This window comes from Rosettibacter firmus (genome assembly GCF_036860695.1).
GTDB classification, from domain to species: domain Bacteria; phylum Bacteroidota; class Ignavibacteria; order Ignavibacteriales; family Melioribacteraceae; genus Rosettibacter; species Rosettibacter firmus.
In genome coordinates, this window is record NZ_JAYKGJ010000001.1 from 1,411,648 (window position 1) to 1,432,599 (window position 20,952).

The following is a 20,952-nucleotide window of genomic DNA, read 5'->3' on the forward strand; positions in this document are numbered from 1 at the left end:
ATTTTATAAAATGGATATCACAATAATTGATTTAAGAAGAAAAATTTATAATTGGATTCTTGCAGCTCGACCAAAAACTTTACCAGCTGCTTTAAATCCTGTAATAGTAGGAACATCCATCGCTATTTATTATGATAAATTTCATTTCATTGCAGCATTAATAGCTCTACTTTGTTCATTGTTATTCCAAATTGGAGCTAATTTTACAAACGACCTTTTTGATTATCTTCATGGTGCAGACAAAAAAGAAAGAACAGGGCCACAAAGAGTAGTGGCTTCTGGTTTAATCTCAATTGATGAAATGAAAACTGGAATAATTATAACTTTTGGCTTAAGCTTTCTGCTTGGTTTGTATCTTGTGTATCTTGGTGGATGGTTTATTTTTCTAATTGGAGTTCTTTCAATCATTACTGCAATTGCTTACACAGCTGGACCTTTCCCGCTTGCTTATCATGCACTGGGAGATTTAGCTGTGTTTATCTTTTTTGGTTTTGCTGGAACAATTGGAACATATTATGTCCAGGCACACGAATTTGAACCATTAGCATTCTGGGCTTCAATTCCTGTTGGTGCTTTAATAACCAATATCCTTGTTGTTAATAATTACAGGGATATAGAAGAAGATAAATTAAGTAACAAAAATACACTTGCAGTTATCATCGGAGAAAAACTAACAAGATTACAATATTTATTCTTTGTAGTAGTGTCATATTTAATTCTATTTATTGTCTACTTCCTGTATAAAAAAAATCTTATTATTTTCCTTCCACTACTTTCTATACCATTATCAATTAAATTAATTAAAATGATTTATACACTTAAAGGGAAAGAACTAAATAAAACCTTAGAACTTACTGCAAAGTTTTCTATTATTTATGGTTTGCTCTTTGCAGCTGGAATAATATTATGATCTTAGAAGAAATAAAATATTTTCAGTACTCATTCCCTTTAAAATCTGAATTCAAAAATTCATCGACGTCTATAAAAAAAAGAGAAGGATTTATTATTTCTGCCAGAGATGAATTTAAAAACATTTCTTATGGCGAAGCTTCGCCTTTAGAAAATTTCAGTGTAGAAACATTAAAAGAAACCGAAAATAATTTACAATTAATCACTTCAAAAAGAATAATATTAAGTGAAAATATCTTCGAAGCTTCAAATCAAATTAAAGAACTTACACAACTGCATCCACTACGATTTGCACTGGAGCAAATTTTTCTAAATCTCTTATTTATAAGAAATAATAAATTACCAGACGTTCTTTCTGGCAAAAATTTCAAGAAAGAAATTTATGTAAATGCTGTCTTGGGCATTTATGAATCAGCTTTCATTATAAATGAGATTAAAAAGAAATTTAATCTTGGATACAAAACATTCAAAATCAAAGTTGGAAGAAATAATATCCAGGATGATTTATCGCTTGTGGATAGTATTTATAAAAATTTTGGTGATAAAATAAAAATAAGATTGGATGCAAATGGTAAATGGGAATTTAATGAAGCACTGAACTTTCTTGAAAATCTCGAAAAATATGAAATTGAATATATTGAAGAACCATGCTTTAATTTAGATAATAACTTGAAATTAATCGAGCATACAAGAATTAAAATTGCTCTTGATGAATCAATTACAAATATTGCTCAGGCAAAACAAATTATCGATAACTCCAAAATTGAATTCATAATTATCAAACCAATGATATACGGCTCTATATTTGATATAATTGATCTAATAAATTATGCCGAATCAAAAAATAAATTCATAATTATATCATCAGCTTTCGAAAGTAATATTGGAAAAAGTGCACTGGTATTACTTGCTTCTTTAACATCACACACTTATGCACATGGTCTGGATGCGGCTGATATTTTTTCAAATAACTTCGATGATTTTTACAAAGTTAATAACGGCAGAATAAATTTTAATATAGACTTCTTTCCTCCAAGATATGATCTATAAATATGAATTTAATAGAAAAAAATAATCACTGGTTATATACACAGAGCATAAACAATCCTGATTCCATTGCAATAATTTCAAAGACCGAAAAAATAAGCTATAAAGAATATTACAGGTACGCTGTTCAATATTGTTGCAGTCTTACAGAATCAGGAATTAAAAACAAAGATAGAGTTGGAGTACTTTTAAACAACTCAAAAGAATTTCTTTTTATAATAAATGCACTCTGGTTTTGTGGTGCTGTTCCAGTTGTATTAAATACAAGATTAACAGAGAATGAATTAACTCAACAAATAGAAAACATAAAGTTATCATATTTGATTGCAGAAGAAACCAGGTTTAGCAAAAATTTTGTTGAAGTAATTTCTCTTTCTTCCTTAAAATCAAAATCACAAATAAATCAAAAGTGCATTCAAGACTTTGATCTAAAGAATGATGCATTAATAATGTTTACATCTGGCAGTACTGGAAAATCGAAAGCAGTAGTTCATACATTTGAAAACATATATGAAAGTGTATTCTCTCTAAATTCATTCATAAATTTAAATGATAACGATAGATGGCTGGCTTCGTTACCATTTTATCACATTGGTGGCTTTATGATTTTATGTCGCTCACTTATTTCAGGAAGTACTTTAATAATTCCTTCCTCCATTAAGCACGAAGAGATTAAATACTTTATTGAAAAATTCGAACCAACTCATATCTCATTTGTTTCTACAACTCTCAAGAAATTAATTAATGAAAGATTCAAAGCTAATAAAAACATAAAATATGTCTTTCTTGGTGGTGGACCCGTAGAAGCATCACTTTGTAAACAGGCAATTAAAGAAGGATGGAATATTATTAAAGTATATGGCTCTACAGAAACATGTTCAATGATTGCAGCTTTAAGCAGCAAAGATTTTATTTTAAAACCAGATTCTGCAGGTAAACCACTTAGAAATGTGAATATAGAAATTGTTGATTCTACAGGTTCATTTCTTAAACATAATCAAAAAGGGGAAATTGCTGTAAAGAGCAAAACCTTGTTTAAAGAATATTTATTTTCTATAGGAACAAAAAGAGAAATAGATGGATTTTTTCTTACTGGAGATTATGGATGGATTGACGAAGACGGTTATTTATATGTAGAATCAAGAAAGGATGATATAATTATTACAGGTGGAGAAAATGTAAGTGCCCGGGAAGTTGAAGATGCTCTAAATAATTTAGATGAAGTTGAAGATGCATATGTGTTTTCTGAAAATGATGAAATCTGGGGACAATCAATCTCTGCAGCAGTAGTAATTAAATACAAAATAGATATTGACGGGATAAAAACAAAACTCGGTTCATTAATAGCTAATTATAAAATTCCCAAGAATTTTTATTTTGTTTCTGAAATACCAAGAACAGAATTGGGCAAGGTTGATAAAGAAAAACTAAACTCAATAATAAAAGCAATTGATGGTGCAATTCATTAACAAATTTATAGCCTGCTAAAAATTAGCTTCGTTTAAAGGTTTTAAACTTCCTTGTTGCCAAGATCTGCTTCAAGATCTACAATGTGCAAATTGTTTACATATGGAGTAATAACTGGTTTTTTAATCGAGCCTAATTTTTCAAGCACTTTAATAATATCATTTGCAGCTTTCTCAATAAATTCAATTCTTTTAATTATTGCTTCCTTCGAAAAGTTTTCTTTTGCAAGTTCTCTTCTAATAGCTGCTGTTGAGAGATTGATTAAAGTAAGAGGTTGTTTTATTTCATGATTGGCTGTGGTTACTGTAGCAGCAAATGTTTTTATTTTTTCTATTTCAATTAAGAATTTATTTGTTTCACTAAAACGGAGTGCAGAATTAATTCTCGCAATTAATTCAGTTTTATTAAAAGGCTTTTTAATATAATCAAATGCACCTGCCTGTAATCCTTCTTTTAAATTTTCTGCTTCTGTAAGTGCAGTTAAAAGAATTATGGGAATTTGCTTTGTTTCTTCTCTTGTAGTAAGAGTTTTACATACTTCATAACCAGAAATGCCGGGCATCATAATATCAAGAAGTATTAAATCTGGTTTTTCTTCTATTGCTTTTTGAATTCCCATTAAACCATCATAAGCTTTTATTACTTCAAAGCCTTCCTGTTCAAGTCTATCCTGAATTAAAAATACATTATCGGGATAATCGTCTATTACTAATATTTTTTTCATAATTAAACTTTTACTTTCAGAAAATTATTAACTCTATTTAATATTGTAGAAGAATCAACTGGTTTCGTTACGAGATCATTAAAACCATTTTTTTCAATTACTTCTTTATTTTCGAGCATTGCATACGCTGTAAGTGCAATAACGGGAAGATTAGCTGTCCTACTACTGGAACGAATTCTCTTTATTGTTTCAAAACCATCCATTACTGGCATCATTATATCAAGAAAGATTAAATCGGGTAATATATGATTTAATGTTAATAAACATTCCATACCATTGTGAGCATATATTGTATTGCAATTCAATTCTTTCAATATTTCACCAATAGTAAATAATGTATCTTCGTCATCATCTACAATCATAATTGTTGGTTTATTCAGATTATCTGAATGTTCAACTGGATTTTTATTAATAATTGATGTTTCAATCATAAGATTTAATCTTTTGTTTGCTTCACTATCGTCAATTTGTAATCTATCTTTAATAAATTTCAAAATATCAAGTGGATGATTTTTTTCTCTTAATGTAAGTGCATTAAATGTATTTGTTAATTCTTTAACATCTTCTTCGTTAAGACTATCTGGAAGCAAGAAGACAACAAATATATTTCTTGTATATTTGTTCTGTCTAATCAAAGAACTAAATAAGAGTGCATCTGATTTAAATGTTTCAACATCAATTAGATACAGTTGAGATTGTGAGTAATCAATAAGACTCATAGCAGATTCAAGTGTGTTTCTCCACTCTACATTAAATTTGGGTAGAACTGCATCTTTTAAGATTTCAAATTCAGCTTTATTGCCAGATACATAAATTATTTTTTCAATTTGCACACCGGCAAACAATTCAATTTGTTGTAATAATTTGCCAATGGTAATATCATTTACTGGTTTTATTTGATAATCAAAAATACATGGTGCCCATCCTAATTTTTCTTTTTCCATTACATTGCATAATATTATTGGCACATCATTCGCCAGAGGATTTCTTCTTATCAATGCCAGTAAATTCCAGATATCCGAATCATTAATGGCAGAATTAATAATAATAGAGTTTATTTTTTGTTTAGCAATAACATCAAGACTTGTCTTTTTATTATCACTGGTAATTAACTGGTAATTATAAGTATTTAAATAATCTTTTATCAATTTATTGGCGTTTTCGTTACTGCCGATAATCAAAGCGGAAGGCTGTTCATTATTTTCTATATTATTTTCTAACTTGAGAAATTCACTTTCATCTACATCAATTAATTCTACTATAACGTCATTCAATATAAAAGAAAATTTAGTTCCTTCACCTAATTTACTTTCGAGAGAAAGATGACTACCAAGTAATTCTACATATCTTTTGCATATTGTTAAACCTAATCCTGTGCCGCCAAAATGTTTAGAATTTCCGGTTTCGATTTGTTTGAATTCCGAAAAAATTATTTCTTTATTTTCTTCAGAAATACCAATGCCTGTATCTGAAACAGTAAATTTAATAGATTGATTATCCAGCAATTCTACTGATAATCTAACTTCTCCAGCATCTGTAAACTTAATTGCATTCATTAAAAGGTTAGAAAGTATATGATCGAGTTTGCTTTTATCGGTATTCAGTAAAATATTTTTTCCTGTTGGCAAATCAATAACAAGTTTCAATTTTTTATCCCGTGCAGAGCTTTCAAAGTTTTGTCTCAACTCATCGATTAATTCATTCAATAAAAACTTTTCTTTTTTTATTTCAATTTTACCAGATTCAATCCGTGAAAACTCAAGTATATTTGTAATAAGCTTCAATAGTTTTTTACCATTTCTATAGATAATATTCAATCTTTCATAAAGGTTTTGATTATGCCGAAATTCTTTTAATAGCAATTCAGATAATCCAATAATTGAAATTAACGGCGTTCGCAATTCATGTGACATGCTTGCAAGAAATTGAGATTTTACTTTTGTGAGCTCAATGGCTTTTTGTTTTTGTTTTTCAAGTTCATCAGCTTTTTCTTTTAATTGTTTATGAAGTTCTTTTAATTCTTCATTCTGTATAGTGATTTGAGTATTCTGTTTTTGATACTCATCATTTAATTTTCTTAATTCTGTAATATAATTTTCGAGTTGTTCGAGCGACATTGCATTAACCAAGCCAATTGCAAAATGTTCATGCACATTATCAAGATAACTTTTTACTTCTGCATCCGGTATATTAGTTGATGCAAGCTCGAGCAGAGCTATTGTTTCTTTGTTATAAAGTATTGGATAAATCAATAAGTATTTTAATTTAATTGATGTTAATCCAGTATTTATTTCTGGAAAGTTTTCATTAAATATAAATTCTCGAGTTTCTTTTTTATCAATTACATTAGAATAAATTTCAGAGAAATTTCTCGATTCAACTGTTTCTCTATTTATACCATATGACGATATCAATCTTAATTTTTTATTTTCCAGTACATATAGCAAACCAAAAGAACATTTTGTTGCATTTATAATTTTTTCGAGTGCTGCTTCCGAAACTTCTTTAAGTGTAGGATTTTGATTAACAAGCTTAATAAAATCAATGTATTGTTGTTCCAGTTCTTCTTTCTTCTGAATAACATCAAGCATTCTATTAAATGCATGACCAAGTTTGCCAATTTCATCTTTTATAATTACAGTTACACGATGGTTTAAATTGCCTCTGGCTGTAATTTCGGTGGCTTCGCTTAAAAGTGTAATTTGTTTTCTGAACTTATATGTAAACACCAGAACAAATAAAAATGTAAGCGTAGAAATTGCTATAACTATTAGAATAATTACATTTCTTAAAACCAATCTAAAACTTGCTGCTTCTTCATAAGAAGAAAAGATTATAAAATTAAACTTCCCGCCGGGTGTAAGTATTTGTTTTGGTGTATAAAGAGCTGCATAATAATCAGCACTTTCAAGCTGGTCATAATAAAGATCGTAACTATTCTTAAATTTTAGGTTTTGTATCGATTTATTAATTACTGGAATTAATATTTTATTTTTATCTGAATTTGAAAATTCATAGAGCTCATTATTAATTACAAGTGCAATATCAACTCTTGTTTTTTCTGCAATTTTATTCAAGAAGTCATAATTAATAGCTTTACCATAATAAAGAATATCATTTTTATATGGTGTATAGAATAACATTACATTTGGATTATCAACAAAAAATTTTTTAAATGATCGAGTAGCTATATTCAAATTCGAGTTTTTGTTTTTGAACAGGTTATTAACATTAATTAAAGAATCGTTTTCAAGTGTAAAAATGAAATCGATACTGGTTGAATCGAGATTTATATTTTTAGTATCTGTTAAGTTTGGTAATATTTTTCTGAAGTCGTATTGAATTTGTTCAACTGAATTCTGGAAAGCAAAAATAAAATCGTTTGTAGAGGTTAAGATTGATTGTGATTGATATCTTTGTAATAATCTATTGGTAAGTGAATAATATATTATAGCCGAAGCTGTTGATGTAATTACAACAATGACAAAAGCAAATAATATTAGTTTCGCATTCAGTTTCATATTTTCTTAAATTCATGCTAAAAGCTTTATAATTCTACAAAAACAATTAAATTATTTTTTAGGGTCATCACTTTTTATATTAGATTCCTGTTTATAGTTTTCCATTGCTTCTTTATTTTTTAATAATTCATCTTTCAAAACACCACGTTCTCTTTTTGTTGAGATTCTTTCTTTAAGTGGTGGTAGAATTTCTGCTTTAATCAGTATAATGATTTCTTTAGTTGTTACAGTTTTTTGGTCGTAACCAAAGATATATTTTAATCCAAAAACCCACCAGGGCAAATCTTTAAGAATTGGAACACCACGTCTATCAACGCTTTCTTCGTTAAGGAATAAGCCACCGATAGCAGTTTCTTCACCGTCAAGCAAAAGAACATTTGTTTCGGCTGCAGTTTTTCTAATTTCAGTAGTAATTGTTCCGGGTATTGCAGAGCTTCTTTCTACTTTAAGCTTCATATAAACATAATCAATTCCTTCTTCTGTATAGATGTATGGAGTTACTTCTATGATTGTTCCTGTTGAATAAAATCTATCAATTAAATTTCCAGCGAAATCTCTTTCTTTGATTGAAATATCCGAACCAACCTGTGTTCTTCCTTTAACTCCATTAACAGTACTTATTGTTGGTCTTGATATAATTTTACCAAGATTTTGTGATTCAAAAAATCTAAATAGAGAAGTAGCAGAACCATCAAATTTGCCCATAGAAAATTCGGATTGAGTTTCTACACTAAATTCTGGTGGTTTTTGTTGAACTTGAGTAGTAGTTCCAGTTTGTTGTTGAACTTGCTCTTGAACAGTAACTAATTTTCCACCTATAGAAAGTCCACTGCGTGATAGTAAAAATTCCCAGTTTATACCGCGTTCACGCATTTCTGCTACATTGGCTTCAAATAGAACAGCAGATATACGAACTTCGCGTTCGTCAACTGGAGCATAAACATCTTTTGCAAGTTGTGCTTTTGGTTCTTCTTTTTTCTTTACAATTATTGTTGATTCAGTTTCTTCTAATGTTAGATTATTATATTGAACAATGATAAACAAAGCCTTTTTATAATGAATTTTATCTAACTCAACTCCAATTGGAGTTGTCAAATTCACAGTTGAAACTATTTTTTTACCGCTAACCTTCTGGCTAACTGCACTAAGCACTTCAATTGCTTGATTGAAGGGAATGTTTTCTGAAAGTGTTACAAGTTCTTCTGGATTAACATATCCTTTCAATTTTTGTTGAAGGTCTATTTGAGCATTTAAATGCAAGCATTGAATTAGCAATATCAAAAGTATAAATGATCTTTTCATTTTATTTACTCTTCTTAATTTCTTTGTCGAGTTTTAAAGTTACAGTTTCAATAATTCCACCTTTATTAAGAACAAAGCTTACTTCGTTTTTATCATAATTAATGTTAGTTAAATAACCGAGATAAACTTTATCTCCTTCCCACAAGAGAAACGTATTCCCACTTGCATCAGAAAGAAATGCACCTTCTGGAATCAATGCCAGTAATTTAGCATTCTGAACATCGAGCAAACCTTCTGTGTTTGGTGGAATTTCATTACGTATTAATGGATAGAAAATATCGTAAGCAGGATTTGGTATCAATCTATTTTCAACAAAATCTTTTACATAAAAACGATCATCATTAGAAAAATAAACATCGACTTTGAACTTAAATGTAACAAGATAGTGTGGTATTCCATCTTCGTCTACTTTTACATTGTTGCTCATCTCTACATTAGAAATTTTTTTGAGCATTTTACTTTCTTCTATTGCATAGATAAGTGTATTCAAATCATTATATTCTGCTGTTCCACTTAGTATATATCGATAAATACTTAGTGGATTGCCCTGCACGGTTGTTTCATATTCAATATTTACAAACGAGTATGGAGAAAAAGAATAACTAATTTCATTAATGAAGTTGTAAAAATCCGATTGTGAAAGATTGTAAGGCACATTATATTTTCTATTAGCAAGAATTGAATCGAGCTGAGCAACTCTTTTTCGCAGTAAAGCAAGTTGTTCTGTTAAGGTTTCTGGATCCAGCTGGTAGAGAGTTAATTCTTTAATTTTTTTCTCTTTATCAGAAATTTTATTTTTCAAATAAACATAATTAAACAATCCACCAACGAGCAATATTAACAACAGAATAACTGCAATAATAATTGTATTTTTTACTTTACTATTCATTGTGTTTTTGGAGTCTCTTCTTCCAGTTTAAAATTAATTACAAAAGAGAAAGCATTTTTTTCCCGTATAGTTTCAAAGTTAATGTTTTTAATAATAGCAGAAGGATATAATTCTGAAAATTCTGTTAAAACACTTCTTGAAAGAGAATAACCAGTTATTTTAATTTCGTTTGGAGATGCCATTTCAAGACGACTGATCCAGAAGTTTCTTCTTCTTTCAATGAAGTCAGATATTTTATTTAAATTTTTATTCCATATACCTGCACCAGCCGAAGCAGAATCTAAGATTGCCTGTGTTGCATCAAAATTTCTTATTCGATTATCTAAAGGAGTAATTTCCTGTAATAGTGCCTGATTCTGAAGCTGAAGCATATTTAATCTTTCTATCTCTAAATCCAGCTCTTTCATTTGTTCATAGCTCGAAAGGATTTTAAATGTGAAAAAGAATGTTGCCCCAAAAAGTAATGGAAGCATTGCATAACTATGCCATCCAAACTGGAAGAATTTTTGTCTCTCCTGAATATATTTTGGCAGGAAATTAATCCCCGTATAAGTCTTATCAAGTTCGTCAAAGTACTCAACACCAACAGATAATGGAATTGCATAGAGAGCTAAGTTATTAATTTCTGGTTCTGTTAAGGAAGAAGTATCCAGACCTTCAAATTTCAATTCAAATACATTTGCTTCTGGAAATGTTCCATAAAATGATAATATTAAATTTTCAGAACGATCTTCTCCACAAAGAATTATATTATCCAATTTTGGGATAGCACCATTTTCCATTTCAAGTAGAATCTTAGAAAAATAAACATCGTATGTGTGAAGATTTTTTGTACCAATATCGAGTGTTGCTCCAATGTGCTTGAGTTTTTGACCTTCTAAGAAAATTAACTTACTATATTCTTTACCAATGTGAATAATAAGCGTGTTATCTTCTGGAAAGAATTTATGAGTTTTACCAACATAATATGCAAGAGCAAGTTCTGCAGGTTTAACAGTTGGTATTTTTAAATATCTTCTTTTATTATAACTTGCAAGTAAATCAACAATAGAAGCTCCTGCAATATCTCCTTCAATAAAAACACTTAATAATGTATTTTCATTAAACTCAATGAAATCAATTAAGTCAAGTGGAACAGTAATCCCTTTGGTGTTCTGAATATCTGATACTATTGCCTGAAGTAATTTCTTCTTATTTTCTTCTTTAGGTCCTTCATATAAATGATAATTTACTATTGGTTCGCCAACTATAGGAATAAACTGAAGAGATTTTATATTTAATCCTGATAGTGAAGTTTGAAGCTGACTGATATCTGAAGAATCCCCCATCTCTGCTGCTCCAGAATCAATCTTCTCTATGCTATCAAAAGAAATTTCATCAGAAGTATCAATATTTCCAAGATCAGACAAATCTTCGTGTTTTGATTTTGTTTGAAGCACAGATGGCATGGTAAGCGAAATAACACGATTAATTGTTACAGCTTCCCCATTTTTTGACATTACAACCAGCTTAACGTCTATACCTTCGTTATATAAACAGACTACCTGTTTCATATTACACTGCTTTTAATAATTGCATAATACGAGTTTTATTATTGGCATAAGCAATTGCATTTTCCTTCGAAATTTTCTTTTCCATATAAAGACGCAACAAATCTTGTTCCATTGTAATCATGCCCTGTGGTCCACCTTGATTAATCATCATATAAATTTCACTCGTGTTATTGTTTTTAATAGCAGCACGAACACTTGGCGTTACAATTAAAACTTCTTTTGCTAAAACTCTTTTGCCATCAAGACTTGGAACAAGTTTTTGAGATACTACTGAAATTAAAACATCTGCCAATCTATTTCTTACTCTTTCCTGTTCAACTGGATGAACTTCAGCAATTATACGATCAATTGACTCTACAGCCGAAGATGTATGCAATGTAGAAAATACTTTATGACCTGTATCTGTTACCTCTAAAGCTGCCATAATTGTATCGGGGTCTCTCATTTCTCCAATAACAATTATATCTGGATCCTGACGCAACGATTGTATTACTCCATCTTTAAATGATAATACATCTCGTCCTACTTCTCTGTGTTTTATTATAGAAACTTTTGATGTATGAACATATTCAACTGGAGAAGCAATTATAACTATATGACATGGATCAAATTGATTATGGTAATCAATAATAGCATCCAATGTTGTGGATTTACCAGAACCAGTTATTCCTGTAACCAGCGAAAGACCAAACTTAATGTAATTATGGCTCATTGTTTTAATAGCGAGTGGATGAAATTCAAGAGATTCTAAAGGTCTAATTTTAGCTTGAATTGCTCTCATATTTAAGGCAAGAGTATCAAGATCGAAGTAAGCATCTGCACGAAATCTTACATTTGTATTTTGTTTATCATAAAAAAAAGTATAACTGAAATCGAGATTTCTTTGTTCAAGCAAATAATTTCTTTGATTCTTATTTAATAAAGATAAGATAAGTACAGCAGCCTGGTCGGGTGTCATTGTAGGCAAATCTTTTACACGCTCTTTTTTTCCAAAAATTCTAAACCATACATAACCCTGAGTACCAAATCCACCTATTTCAACATCAGAAGCCTGTCGTTCTATCATTAAACTCAAAATGTGATTTGCAAATTGAATTATTAATAATTTTTGATCGTCTGGTATGCTCTCAATATGGTCAGCAATAAATTTTACCCGTTCAGGTCCAAAAACCGTAGCAGGAATTTTATTTGCAAAATTTGCAAGTATTTGTTTTGCTTCTTCAATCATAAATCAGGAAAAACTCGCTTTTTATATTAAAAATAAATGCAAAATTTTTATTTAACTTAATTTAAATGAAGTTAATATCAAAGAATTATTTTACTAATGACAAATTTATTATCGAACAACTTTCTGAATTTGTTAAACTATCAATCTTCCATTGTTGCACCAATAACTTCCTGAATTGAAGTCAAACCAAGTTTTACTTTTTCAAAACCAGATTCACGAAGACTGATAGTTCCATCTTTTCTTGCCTGTTCACGAATTGCTTCTTCATCAACTTCTTCGCCAGAGCGAACAATTATTCTTCTAATTTCTTTTGTGAAATAAAGAGCTTCGTGAATTGCCATTCTTCCTTTATAACCAGTATTATTACACTTATCACATCCAACTGCTTCATAAATTTCATAACCAAGCCAGTCTTGCGGATTTAAACCTGCACTTTTTACATGTTCTTCAATGTTTGTTACTTTTCTTTTACAATGTTCACACAGTTTTCTGATTAATCGTTGAGCAACAATAATATTAATTGCATATGCAATTAAGAAAGGTTCTATTCCCATTTTATAAAGTCGTGCAACAGCACTTGGAGCATCATTTGTGTGAAGTGTTGAAAAAGTCAGGTGACCTGTATTTGCAAGTTTTATAGCAGTTTCTGCAGTTTCTTTATCACGCATTTCTCCTACAAGAACAATATCGGGATCGTGACGAAGTATTGATCTTATTGCCTGTTCAAAATTCATTTTGTGACCAATCTTAAGCTGTCTTGCCCCTTCAATAACATATTCAACTGGATCTTCTACAGTGAGAACATTTTTAGTTGGATTAATAACCTGATACAATGCTGCTATTAGTGTTGTAGATTTTCCACTTCCTGTAGGACCTGTTAAAATTATCATTCCCTGTGGTTGATTTATTGCTTTTACAAATGCTTGATGTGCATAGCCTGTCAATCCAAGTTTATTTAAATCTTTTATAACTTTTCTATCATCAAGTATTCTTATTACAATGCTTTCAAATTTATTTTTTAACTCTGTTCCAACTATTGGAAGAACAGAAACTCTGAAACGAATTATATGTCCATCAATTTCTCTTTGCATAAAACCATCCTGAGCTTTTTCTCTTTCAAAACGATCGAGACCTTTAGAACGATCTTTAACAACAGCCATAATTGCTTCGGGCATTGTATTTTCCTGAACATGCCATAATTGAAGTTTTCCATCAATTCTAAAATGTATTTCAGTTCGCATTGCTCCTTTAGGAATAATATGAATATCACTCACACCTTTTCGAACACCTTCAACCAATGCAGCTTCGATTAAATTAATTAATGCACTTTTATTTATTTCGGCATCTAATTCTTCTTCGTCTATTGTTTCTTCCTGAACAACGTGAAGTTCTTCGCCTGCTTCCTCAATCATTTTAAGATATACATTTTCGGAAGCAATGATCATATTGATAAGTTTATCATAATCTTTTTTTCTTAAATAATTTATTTCATACTTCTTAACATTCAGTGCATAAGCAACTTTTGCAATTGCCCTATCGGTTGGATCAACAGCAGCAAGAATAAGTTTATCTTTAACCTTCTCATCATATTTGAAAGGAATAATCCGATGTTCAAGAAGCATTTGTTTAACTTCTTGCGGTTGCCTGTTAATAAAATTTTTTATTTCATTAATTCTTTCCTCGGGAAGTTCTTCTGGTCGAATGTTTAATTCTTTAAATGCATAAAGAATGGCTACTTCTCTAAAAATTACATCGTGTTCAAATCCAAATTCTTCCACAAGAATTTGTGCAAGATTACGCTTTTTATTTGTCTGATCTGCTTCTTTTACTTTTAATGCCTGTTCCAAAATTTTTGAATCGATAATTCCCTTTTTTAATAATAGATATCCAATTTTATCCGCCATTTCCAATTGGGCATCTAACATAACCTTTCCCCTTCTTTAATATTTTATATTATCAACACATTATTGTGCTAATGGTGATTTTGGACTTATAGTTGCTGTCTCAGCAGATATTAATGTCAAGCCTATCATAACTATCATTATTACCATAGCAATAGCAAGTTGAATCATTTCAATTATATTTTTTAATCTGAATACGGTTTCGCTTTCATAATAATTAGCAAGTTGAAGAGCAGTATTTTTAATAGTTCCAGTTTCTTCGCCAGAATGGAATCTCGATAATGCTGTTTCTGTAAATACTCCACTTGCCTGAAAGGCATCTGTTATACCCATTCCTCTTTTAATCATTAAAGGTATAGCAACGTTTTTTATTTGATTTTCAAAGTAACTATTTCCCGTTGCTTCTGCTGCAATTCTAATAGGATCAATACTTTCTGCCGAACCAGTATAAAGTGTATAAAACACACGACAGAATACTTCAATAGAAGTTTTGTGAATAAGATTCCCGATAATTGGTATTTTATACATCAGTCTATCAACTATCAATTTCCCTTTTTTGGTTTTTGCAAATTGAAAAAGAATAATAGGTGGTAATATTATTGCAAGTGTAACCCATAAAATATTACCAATTAGAAAATCACTAATTTTTAATGTTGCAGCAGTTAGTGGTGGCAAATCAATTTTAAATTTCACAAATAATTTGGCTGTTTCTGGAAAGATGTAACCAACATAAAATATTACAGCAAGAAATAGAACAAACAATGTAACCAGCGGTGTAATTAATGCACTTCTTAAATTCTTTTTAAATTCCTGTTGACGTTCAAGAAATTTTGCTGTGGCTTTATAAATTTCTGCCATATTACCACTTTTAGATGCAAGACCAAGCATATAGGCAGTAAACTTTCCAAACACAGATTGATATCTAAGAAAAGTAGTTTCGCTATCAGCCCCTTTTTTAAGTTCGTTGTTAATTTGCCTTAAAGTTTCACGGAGTGTTTTATTCTGTATATCATTTATTAAAAGAGTTAGAATCTCGCTGTACGGTAATTTTTGATCTAAAAGTTCTGCACTAATTTTTACATAAGAAACAATATCCTGTTGTGGTGGTTTGAAATTAAATTCAAAATATTTTTTGTTGACGGATATAACCTCATAACCAAGTTTTCGCAATGCATTTACAACTTCTTCTTTACTAAATGCTCTTTGTTCTCCTACAATTGGTTTTTCGTTGCCTCTTCTAATTTTATAAATGTATGTGCTTTTTTTCTGAATGGAATGAATTTTTAAGTTATTTTTTTGAGCAAGTTTATGAATTTTCTTTTTTGCTTCTCCATAAGTAGGCTCTGTAAGTGTTCCACTTATTGCCTGTCCTGTAGGTCTTATTGCATTAAATCTTACTTCTATCATTTTTTCCCTCTATTTATCAAATCTTCCACTTAAAATCCTTTATTAAATTAAGAAAATATTATTAAAATAAATAGATTAACTAAATATCTGTTTATTATAATCGACAAATTACTTCAAATATTAAACCATTACATAAAATAGGTAAGAAATTATTTGCGTGAAGATATTAAATATAAAAACCCTTTCAGCCATGTTTTGAAAATAAAAATGGTTTTTTAAAATGAAATTGTGTGTTACTAAAATCGATTTGCATTAATTGAAGAAATAACTAATCTAAAACTTTATCCTAAGTTATAAGTCCAATGAAAAGAAAAAAGGCCGCCATTTTCAGGCAGCCTGTAAAATCATTTTTAATTATTATTTAATTATTAATAGTTGTAGATGTTATCCTTGTAGGACCAACTACCATAGTTACCCTAACTGGATTTGAACCATCGTTGCCTGTTTCGTTACCAACTCCAACCAATGTAACAGATTGTGCCCCTACTGTAGCGGTATAGACACCATTACCAGTAGTATCAAGTTGAGCAGGAATTGTCCAACCCGTAAATGCATTTCCACCACCACCTAAAGCAGTTGGTTTTCTATAATATTGTTGAGCTAACGAAGCCAGGTTTGTTAAATCTGCTATAACAGCATCTCTATTGGCTTGAGTACTGCTTGCTGTAAATACGTTAATACCAACTACTACAGCAATGCCAACGATTATAACGCCAAGAACGATAAGTAATAATTGTTGTTGACCCATAACTTACTCCTTGTAATTTGTTTTTGATTAGTTAATTAGAGTATAAAATCAATAAAAACATTAGTTTCCTTTTCAGCTTGCTGTTTTCAGAATGATATTGAGTGTTGTTTTATCATTCTAAATCTTCAATTTTGATAAATCATTAACTAAAAGAACATTAGTTTATAATAGTAACTTTATATGTTGTTGCTTTAACAGTAATTTTAACCTTTATTGAGTCATCACTCGTAACAACTTCATTTCCCGTGCCAAGAATAACCAGGCTATCTCTACTTATACTTTCTTTTTTATAATTTCCGTTAGCAGTAACTCTAAGTTCAGAAGGAATATCCCATCCAAGAAAAGATCTTTCACCACCACCAAGTGCTTTTGGGCTCAAATAATATTTTTGAGCCATAGCAGCTAAATTCACAAGTTCATTGGTTACATTATTTCTTTTTGCTTCAATTGCATTTGCCCTGAATAAGTTTATTCCCATAAAAATTGCAATTCCTACAATTATTATTCCTAATAAAATCAATAATAACTGTTGTTGTCCCACAACCACTCCATAAAATCAAGTTGTAAAATTTTCCACCTGAATTTCAATAGAAAACTTATTGAAGCTACTCAAATCTTGAACCAATCATACAGGAAAAACCAAATGCTTTTATTTTGCTTTATAATATAAGAAAGGAAATAATTAAAGCAAATGATTTTTGATAAACCAGCCCTCGTTTGTAAAATTTACATGTAATCTTGGGCTACTCCAATTTTTTTTTGATAAATAAAATTAATCCACAAAATAATTTTTAAATAAAATCTTAATCGCCAACTTGTTCAATTGACTTTCCTTTACACTTATATTTTTAGTTTTTCCCTTATATCAGGTGGAATTGCATCTTTGTGAACCATTATAGCTATCACTTTTAATCTTGCATAAGACTCTGACATATACCAGTAGCCATCATACTTTTTATTTTTTGTTCCCCATGAGTTTTTTGTGTAATAATATTTTGTTCCATTTTGATCTTTTGCCAGTCCTACAACATGCATTAAATGGTCATCTGTAGTAGTTTGATTATCAAAAGTTTCCTGACGCATCTCTTGTGTAACAAATTTTTCCTTTACTGGTGAATCATTCTTAACATTATCTTCTTTATCATCTTCTTCATCTGTCGAATCAACTGGAATAATTGCAATACATTTTTTCCTGTCAAAAGTTTTTTCGCTTACATCACCATCCCATGCAATCGAGTATCCATGCTCAAGTGCATAATCCATTACTCTCATCAAATCATCTATTGGAACATTGTAATATAAATCTTTACTCCAGTTATCTGGAATTTCAAGCTCAAATTTTGTATAAAATGGATGATGTGTAAACGAAGTTAATTCCACATAATCATCTGGATTAAAACCAAGAGAATCCACAAAACTCTTTGGTGTATATAATTTACCATTGTAATAAAATTCTTTTGGTGGAACACCGAGATAAATATCAAGTGTTGATTCAACAACTTTTTGCCATACGGGAGTAATTTTTCCACCACGTTTCTTTGCTACTGCATCAACAATTGATTTTAGTACGGCATCCATTTCTCCATGATTATGTTTATCTTCATTTATGTTCATTCCCTTATAAATTTCTTCAGGTACAAATCCATATTCTCTTATTACATTCATAACATCATGTGCCTGTCCCCCCATCCCAAAATTAGTTAATCCATTATATCGAATATAATTTTGAGCTTTCTTAGGATAAGTAAATCTAACATTCCACATTGGCGAAAGAATATGTTCTCCTTTCCCCATTCTTATTAATTCAGTTTCAATAAAAGAAGTTGTAGCAAACGACCAGCAAGTTCCAGTTTTTGCCTGATCTTTGACTGGCGTGGTCTTCACCTGATAAATCATTGTGAATTGATATTGTTCTTTCTTCTCTTTCTTCTTTTTATCCTGTGCAAATAAAATTAACGGGATAATCAAAAATAATATGAGTACTTTGTTTGCCGAAAATCTTTTCATAAATATTTCCTTTATTAATAATTAACTAAAGAAAATTAATGATTGATTTTAAAATTATCTAAACATAATTTCACTTTAGAATAAAATTATTTAGGAATTAGAAATGAAATTTATTACTCGTCTGTTTATTAGTTTCCTGTTATTAAGCTCATTGCTGTTAGCTCAGAATAAGTTTGGGATTGTAATACATGGTGGTGCTGGAGTAATAAAAAATTTACCGCCCGAAATAGAAAAAGAATATATTTCAAAATTATCAGAAGCACTCGAAGCAGGATATAAAATTCTACAAAATGATGGCTCTTCTTTAGATGCAATAACTGCTGCAATTAATATACTTGAAGATTCACCATTATTTAATGCAGGAAAAGGTGCTGTTCTAACAGAAAATGGAATAGCAGAACTCGATGCATCAATAATGGATGGTAAAACATTAAAAGCTGGAGCAGTTGCAGGTGTACACCATGTAAAAAATCCAATTAATCTTGCAAGATTAATAATGGAAAAATCTCCCCATGTTATGATGATTGGAAAAGGAGCCGAAGAATTTGGAAAACTATTCAATATCGAACTTGTAGATTCTACATATTTCATCACAAAAGAAAGATGGAACCAGTATTTAAAGTTGAAAGACACATTAGAAAAACATGGAACGGTAGGTGCAGTTGCTCTTGATAAATCCGGAAATCTTGCAGCAGGCACTTCTACTGGAGGTATGATAATGAAAAAATTTGGAAGAGTTGGTGATTCTCCAATAATTGGTGCAGGTACTTATGCAAATAATAATACGTGTGCAGTCTCTGGCACTGGACACGGCGAATATTTTATTCGACTCTGTATTGCTAAAGATATTTCTTCTCTTATGGAATATAAAAATCTATCATTAGAAGAAGCTGCAAATCAGGTTATTAACAAATTAACTAATCTCGGTGGAACTGGAGGCGTTATTGCAATTGATCGATACGGTAATATTGCAATGCCATTTAACACAGATGGTATGTTTAGAGGATATTATTTAAGTGATGGTAATAAAATTATTAAAATCTATAAAGAATAGACTTACTTCTACAATCAGGCTTTGAAATTGTAATTTCTGTTTTATTTAAATCATTGCTAATAATTTAAATCTCCAAAAAATTACATGGAGGGGAAGGATGGAGCCTTTATATCCTATTAATTTTCTTGCAATATTTGTGTGTGCATTAATAGCAATGGGACTCGATTTTCTTTACTACAGTCCTATTTTATTAGGTAAACTCTGGATTACCTCTGATGAAAAATCAGATGAAACTGAACAAAATAATTTTGTCAAAATAAAATTATGTATGATAAATTTCTTTTCTCAATTTGTGATGGCATACATACTTGCCAGATTAATGAGTTATATTGGGGCTTCAACTCCTCAAGAAGGGATTAGACTCGCATTTATGATGTGGATTGGATTCATTGCAACAAGTTTAACGATGTCATACGTTAGTGAAGGTAAAAAGTTCACACAATTTTTAATTGATGGTGGATTCCATTTCATCGTTCTATTAATTTTTGGAATCATACTTGGTGCCTGGCATTAATAAACAAATAAAACAATTATATGAAAATAGACTTAATCGTTTTTGACCTTGATGGAACTTTAATAAGTTCGCACGAAACTATTTATAAAGCAACAATCAACACTCTCGAAAAACTAAAAATTGAGAATAAGCTTATCGAAGAAAAATTTTACAAAAGAATCGGCTTACATTTTGAAGATATTTTTAATGAGTTTGATATGAACGTACCGGATTTCAAACAATTTATTGATATCTACAAATCAATTTATTTCGATTATATTGATTCATCATTTTTATACGAAGGTGTAAATGAAACATTAAATAAATTAAAAGCTCTTGAAATCAAAATAGCATTATTAACAACAAAATCTCAAGAACAGGCTGAATTAATTCTTGAACATTTTAAAATAAAAAACAAATTTGATTATATTATGGGAAGGCGACCTGGTATTCAACATAAACCTTCTCCAGAACCTTTACTTTACATATGCAATGAAATGAAAATGAATACTCAAAATACTTTAATGGTAGGAGATTCGGAATTAGATGTAATGTGTGGCAAAAGTGCAAACTCTTTAACATGTGCAGTTACTTATGGATACAGAAAAAAAGAAGATTTAATAAAAACAAAACCCGATTTTATTATAGATAACCTGTTTAAACTGATTAGTATTGTAAATGGTAGAGTATGATAAATGATTG

17 protein-coding genes are annotated in these 20,952 nt (G+C 30.0%); 6 read left to right on the top strand and 11 right to left on the bottom strand.

The genetic code is table 11. The features are described 5' to 3' along the window. The first annotated feature begins 10 nt into the window (after nucleotides 1-10). Genes VJY38_RS06085 through menE form a run of 3 tightly spaced genes read left to right on the top strand, consistent with a single transcriptional unit; the run spans nucleotide 11 to nucleotide 3,425 of the window. On the top strand, nucleotides 11-910 hold the full coding sequence (locus tag VJY38_RS06085) for a 1,4-dihydroxy-2-naphthoate polyprenyltransferase (protein ID WP_353679785.1): 900 nt from the start codon (nucleotides 11-13) through the stop codon (nucleotides 908-910). After that, nucleotides 907-1,959, top strand: coding sequence for an o-succinylbenzoate synthase (gene menC, locus VJY38_RS06090; RefSeq protein WP_353679786.1), 1,053 nt, complete (start codon nucleotides 907-909; stop codon nucleotides 1,957-1,959). The genes VJY38_RS06085 and menC overlap by 4 nt, the downstream gene beginning before the upstream one ends. Nucleotides 1,960-1,961: 2 nt before the next feature. Beyond that, the gene (gene menE / locus VJY38_RS06095) at nucleotides 1,962-3,425 is read left to right on the top strand and encodes an o-succinylbenzoate--CoA ligase (RefSeq protein ID WP_353679787.1); all 1,464 of its coding nucleotides are present in this window, start codon (nucleotides 1,962-1,964) and stop codon (nucleotides 3,423-3,425) included. 41 nt (nucleotides 3,426-3,466) lie between these two features. On the opposite strand, the gene VJY38_RS06100 is transcribed toward menE, so the two are convergent. The 11 genes from VJY38_RS06100 to VJY38_RS06150 form a co-directional block, all read right to left on the bottom strand. After that, nucleotides 3,467-4,147 carry a response regulator transcription factor gene (locus tag VJY38_RS06100; RefSeq protein ID WP_353679788.1) on the bottom strand — a complete coding sequence of 227 codons (681 nt, stop codon included), beginning with the start codon at nucleotides 4,145-4,147 and terminating at the stop codon, nucleotides 3,467-3,469. A gap of 2 nt (nucleotides 4,148-4,149) precedes the next feature. Next, nucleotides 4,150-7,668 (bottom strand): response regulator, encoded by a 3,519-nt coding sequence (locus VJY38_RS06105; RefSeq protein ID WP_353679789.1) that lies wholly within the window; start codon nucleotides 7,666-7,668, stop codon nucleotides 4,150-4,152. A 51-nt stretch (nucleotides 7,669-7,719) separates the two neighbouring features. Next, nucleotides 7,720-8,970, bottom strand: coding sequence for a type II secretion system protein GspD (locus tag VJY38_RS06110; protein WP_353679790.1), 1,251 nt, complete (start codon nucleotides 8,968-8,970; stop codon nucleotides 7,720-7,722). Nucleotide 8,971: 1 nt separating this feature from the next. Further along, nucleotides 8,972-9,859, bottom strand: a complete 888-nt coding sequence (locus tag VJY38_RS06115) for a hypothetical protein (RefSeq protein ID WP_353679791.1) — start codon at nucleotides 9,857-9,859, stop codon at nucleotides 8,972-8,974. Continuing rightward, complete coding sequence (locus VJY38_RS06120) at nucleotides 9,856-11,412, bottom strand: hypothetical protein (RefSeq protein ID WP_353679792.1); 1,557 nt, start codon at nucleotides 11,410-11,412, stop codon at nucleotides 9,856-9,858. The genes VJY38_RS06115 and VJY38_RS06120 overlap by 4 nt, the downstream gene beginning before the upstream one ends. Before the next feature lies 1 nt (nucleotide 11,413). Then, entirely contained in the window at nucleotides 11,414-12,640 is a 1,227-nt protein-coding gene (locus VJY38_RS06125; protein WP_353679793.1) for a type IV pilus twitching motility protein PilT, read from the bottom strand. 140 nt (nucleotides 12,641-12,780) lie between these two features. After that, a complete protein-coding gene (locus VJY38_RS06130; protein WP_353679794.1) occupies nucleotides 12,781-14,565 on the bottom strand; it encodes a GspE/PulE family protein in 1,785 nt (594 codons plus the stop codon). Nucleotides 14,566-14,604: 39 nt separating this feature from the next. Further along, a complete protein-coding gene (locus VJY38_RS06135; protein ID WP_353679795.1) occupies nucleotides 14,605-15,948 on the bottom strand; it encodes a type II secretion system F family protein in 1,344 nt (447 codons plus the stop codon). 361 nt (nucleotides 15,949-16,309) lie between these two features. Continuing rightward, nucleotides 16,310-16,696, bottom strand: a complete 387-nt coding sequence (locus VJY38_RS06140; protein WP_353679796.1) for a hypothetical protein — start codon at nucleotides 16,694-16,696, stop codon at nucleotides 16,310-16,312. A gap of 157 nt (nucleotides 16,697-16,853) precedes the next feature. Beyond that, nucleotides 16,854-17,237, bottom strand: a complete 384-nt coding sequence (locus VJY38_RS06145) for a hypothetical protein (protein WP_353679797.1) — start codon at nucleotides 17,235-17,237, stop codon at nucleotides 16,854-16,856. A 299-nt stretch (nucleotides 17,238-17,536) separates the two neighbouring features. Beyond that, nucleotides 17,537-18,703, bottom strand: a complete 1,167-nt coding sequence (locus VJY38_RS06150) for a C1 family peptidase (protein WP_353679798.1) — start codon at nucleotides 18,701-18,703, stop codon at nucleotides 17,537-17,539. A gap of 103 nt (nucleotides 18,704-18,806) precedes the next feature. Between VJY38_RS06150 and VJY38_RS06155 the strand changes: the two genes are divergently transcribed. The 3 genes from VJY38_RS06155 (at nucleotide 18,807) to VJY38_RS06165 (ending at nucleotide 20,942) form a co-directional block, all read left to right on the top strand. Further along, nucleotides 18,807-19,757 carry an isoaspartyl peptidase/L-asparaginase family protein gene (locus VJY38_RS06155; protein WP_353679799.1) on the top strand — a complete coding sequence of 317 codons (951 nt, stop codon included), beginning with the start codon at nucleotides 18,807-18,809 and terminating at the stop codon, nucleotides 19,755-19,757. A gap of 97 nt (nucleotides 19,758-19,854) precedes the next feature. After that, nucleotides 19,855-20,271 carry a DUF1761 domain-containing protein gene (locus VJY38_RS06160; RefSeq protein ID WP_353679800.1) on the top strand — a complete coding sequence of 139 codons (417 nt, stop codon included), beginning with the start codon at nucleotides 19,855-19,857 and terminating at the stop codon, nucleotides 20,269-20,271. Between the two features lie 20 nt (nucleotides 20,272-20,291). Beyond that, a complete protein-coding gene (locus tag VJY38_RS06165) occupies nucleotides 20,292-20,942 on the top strand; it encodes an HAD family hydrolase (RefSeq protein WP_353679801.1) in 651 nt (216 codons plus the stop codon). Nucleotides 20,943-20,952 lie beyond the last annotated feature (10 nt).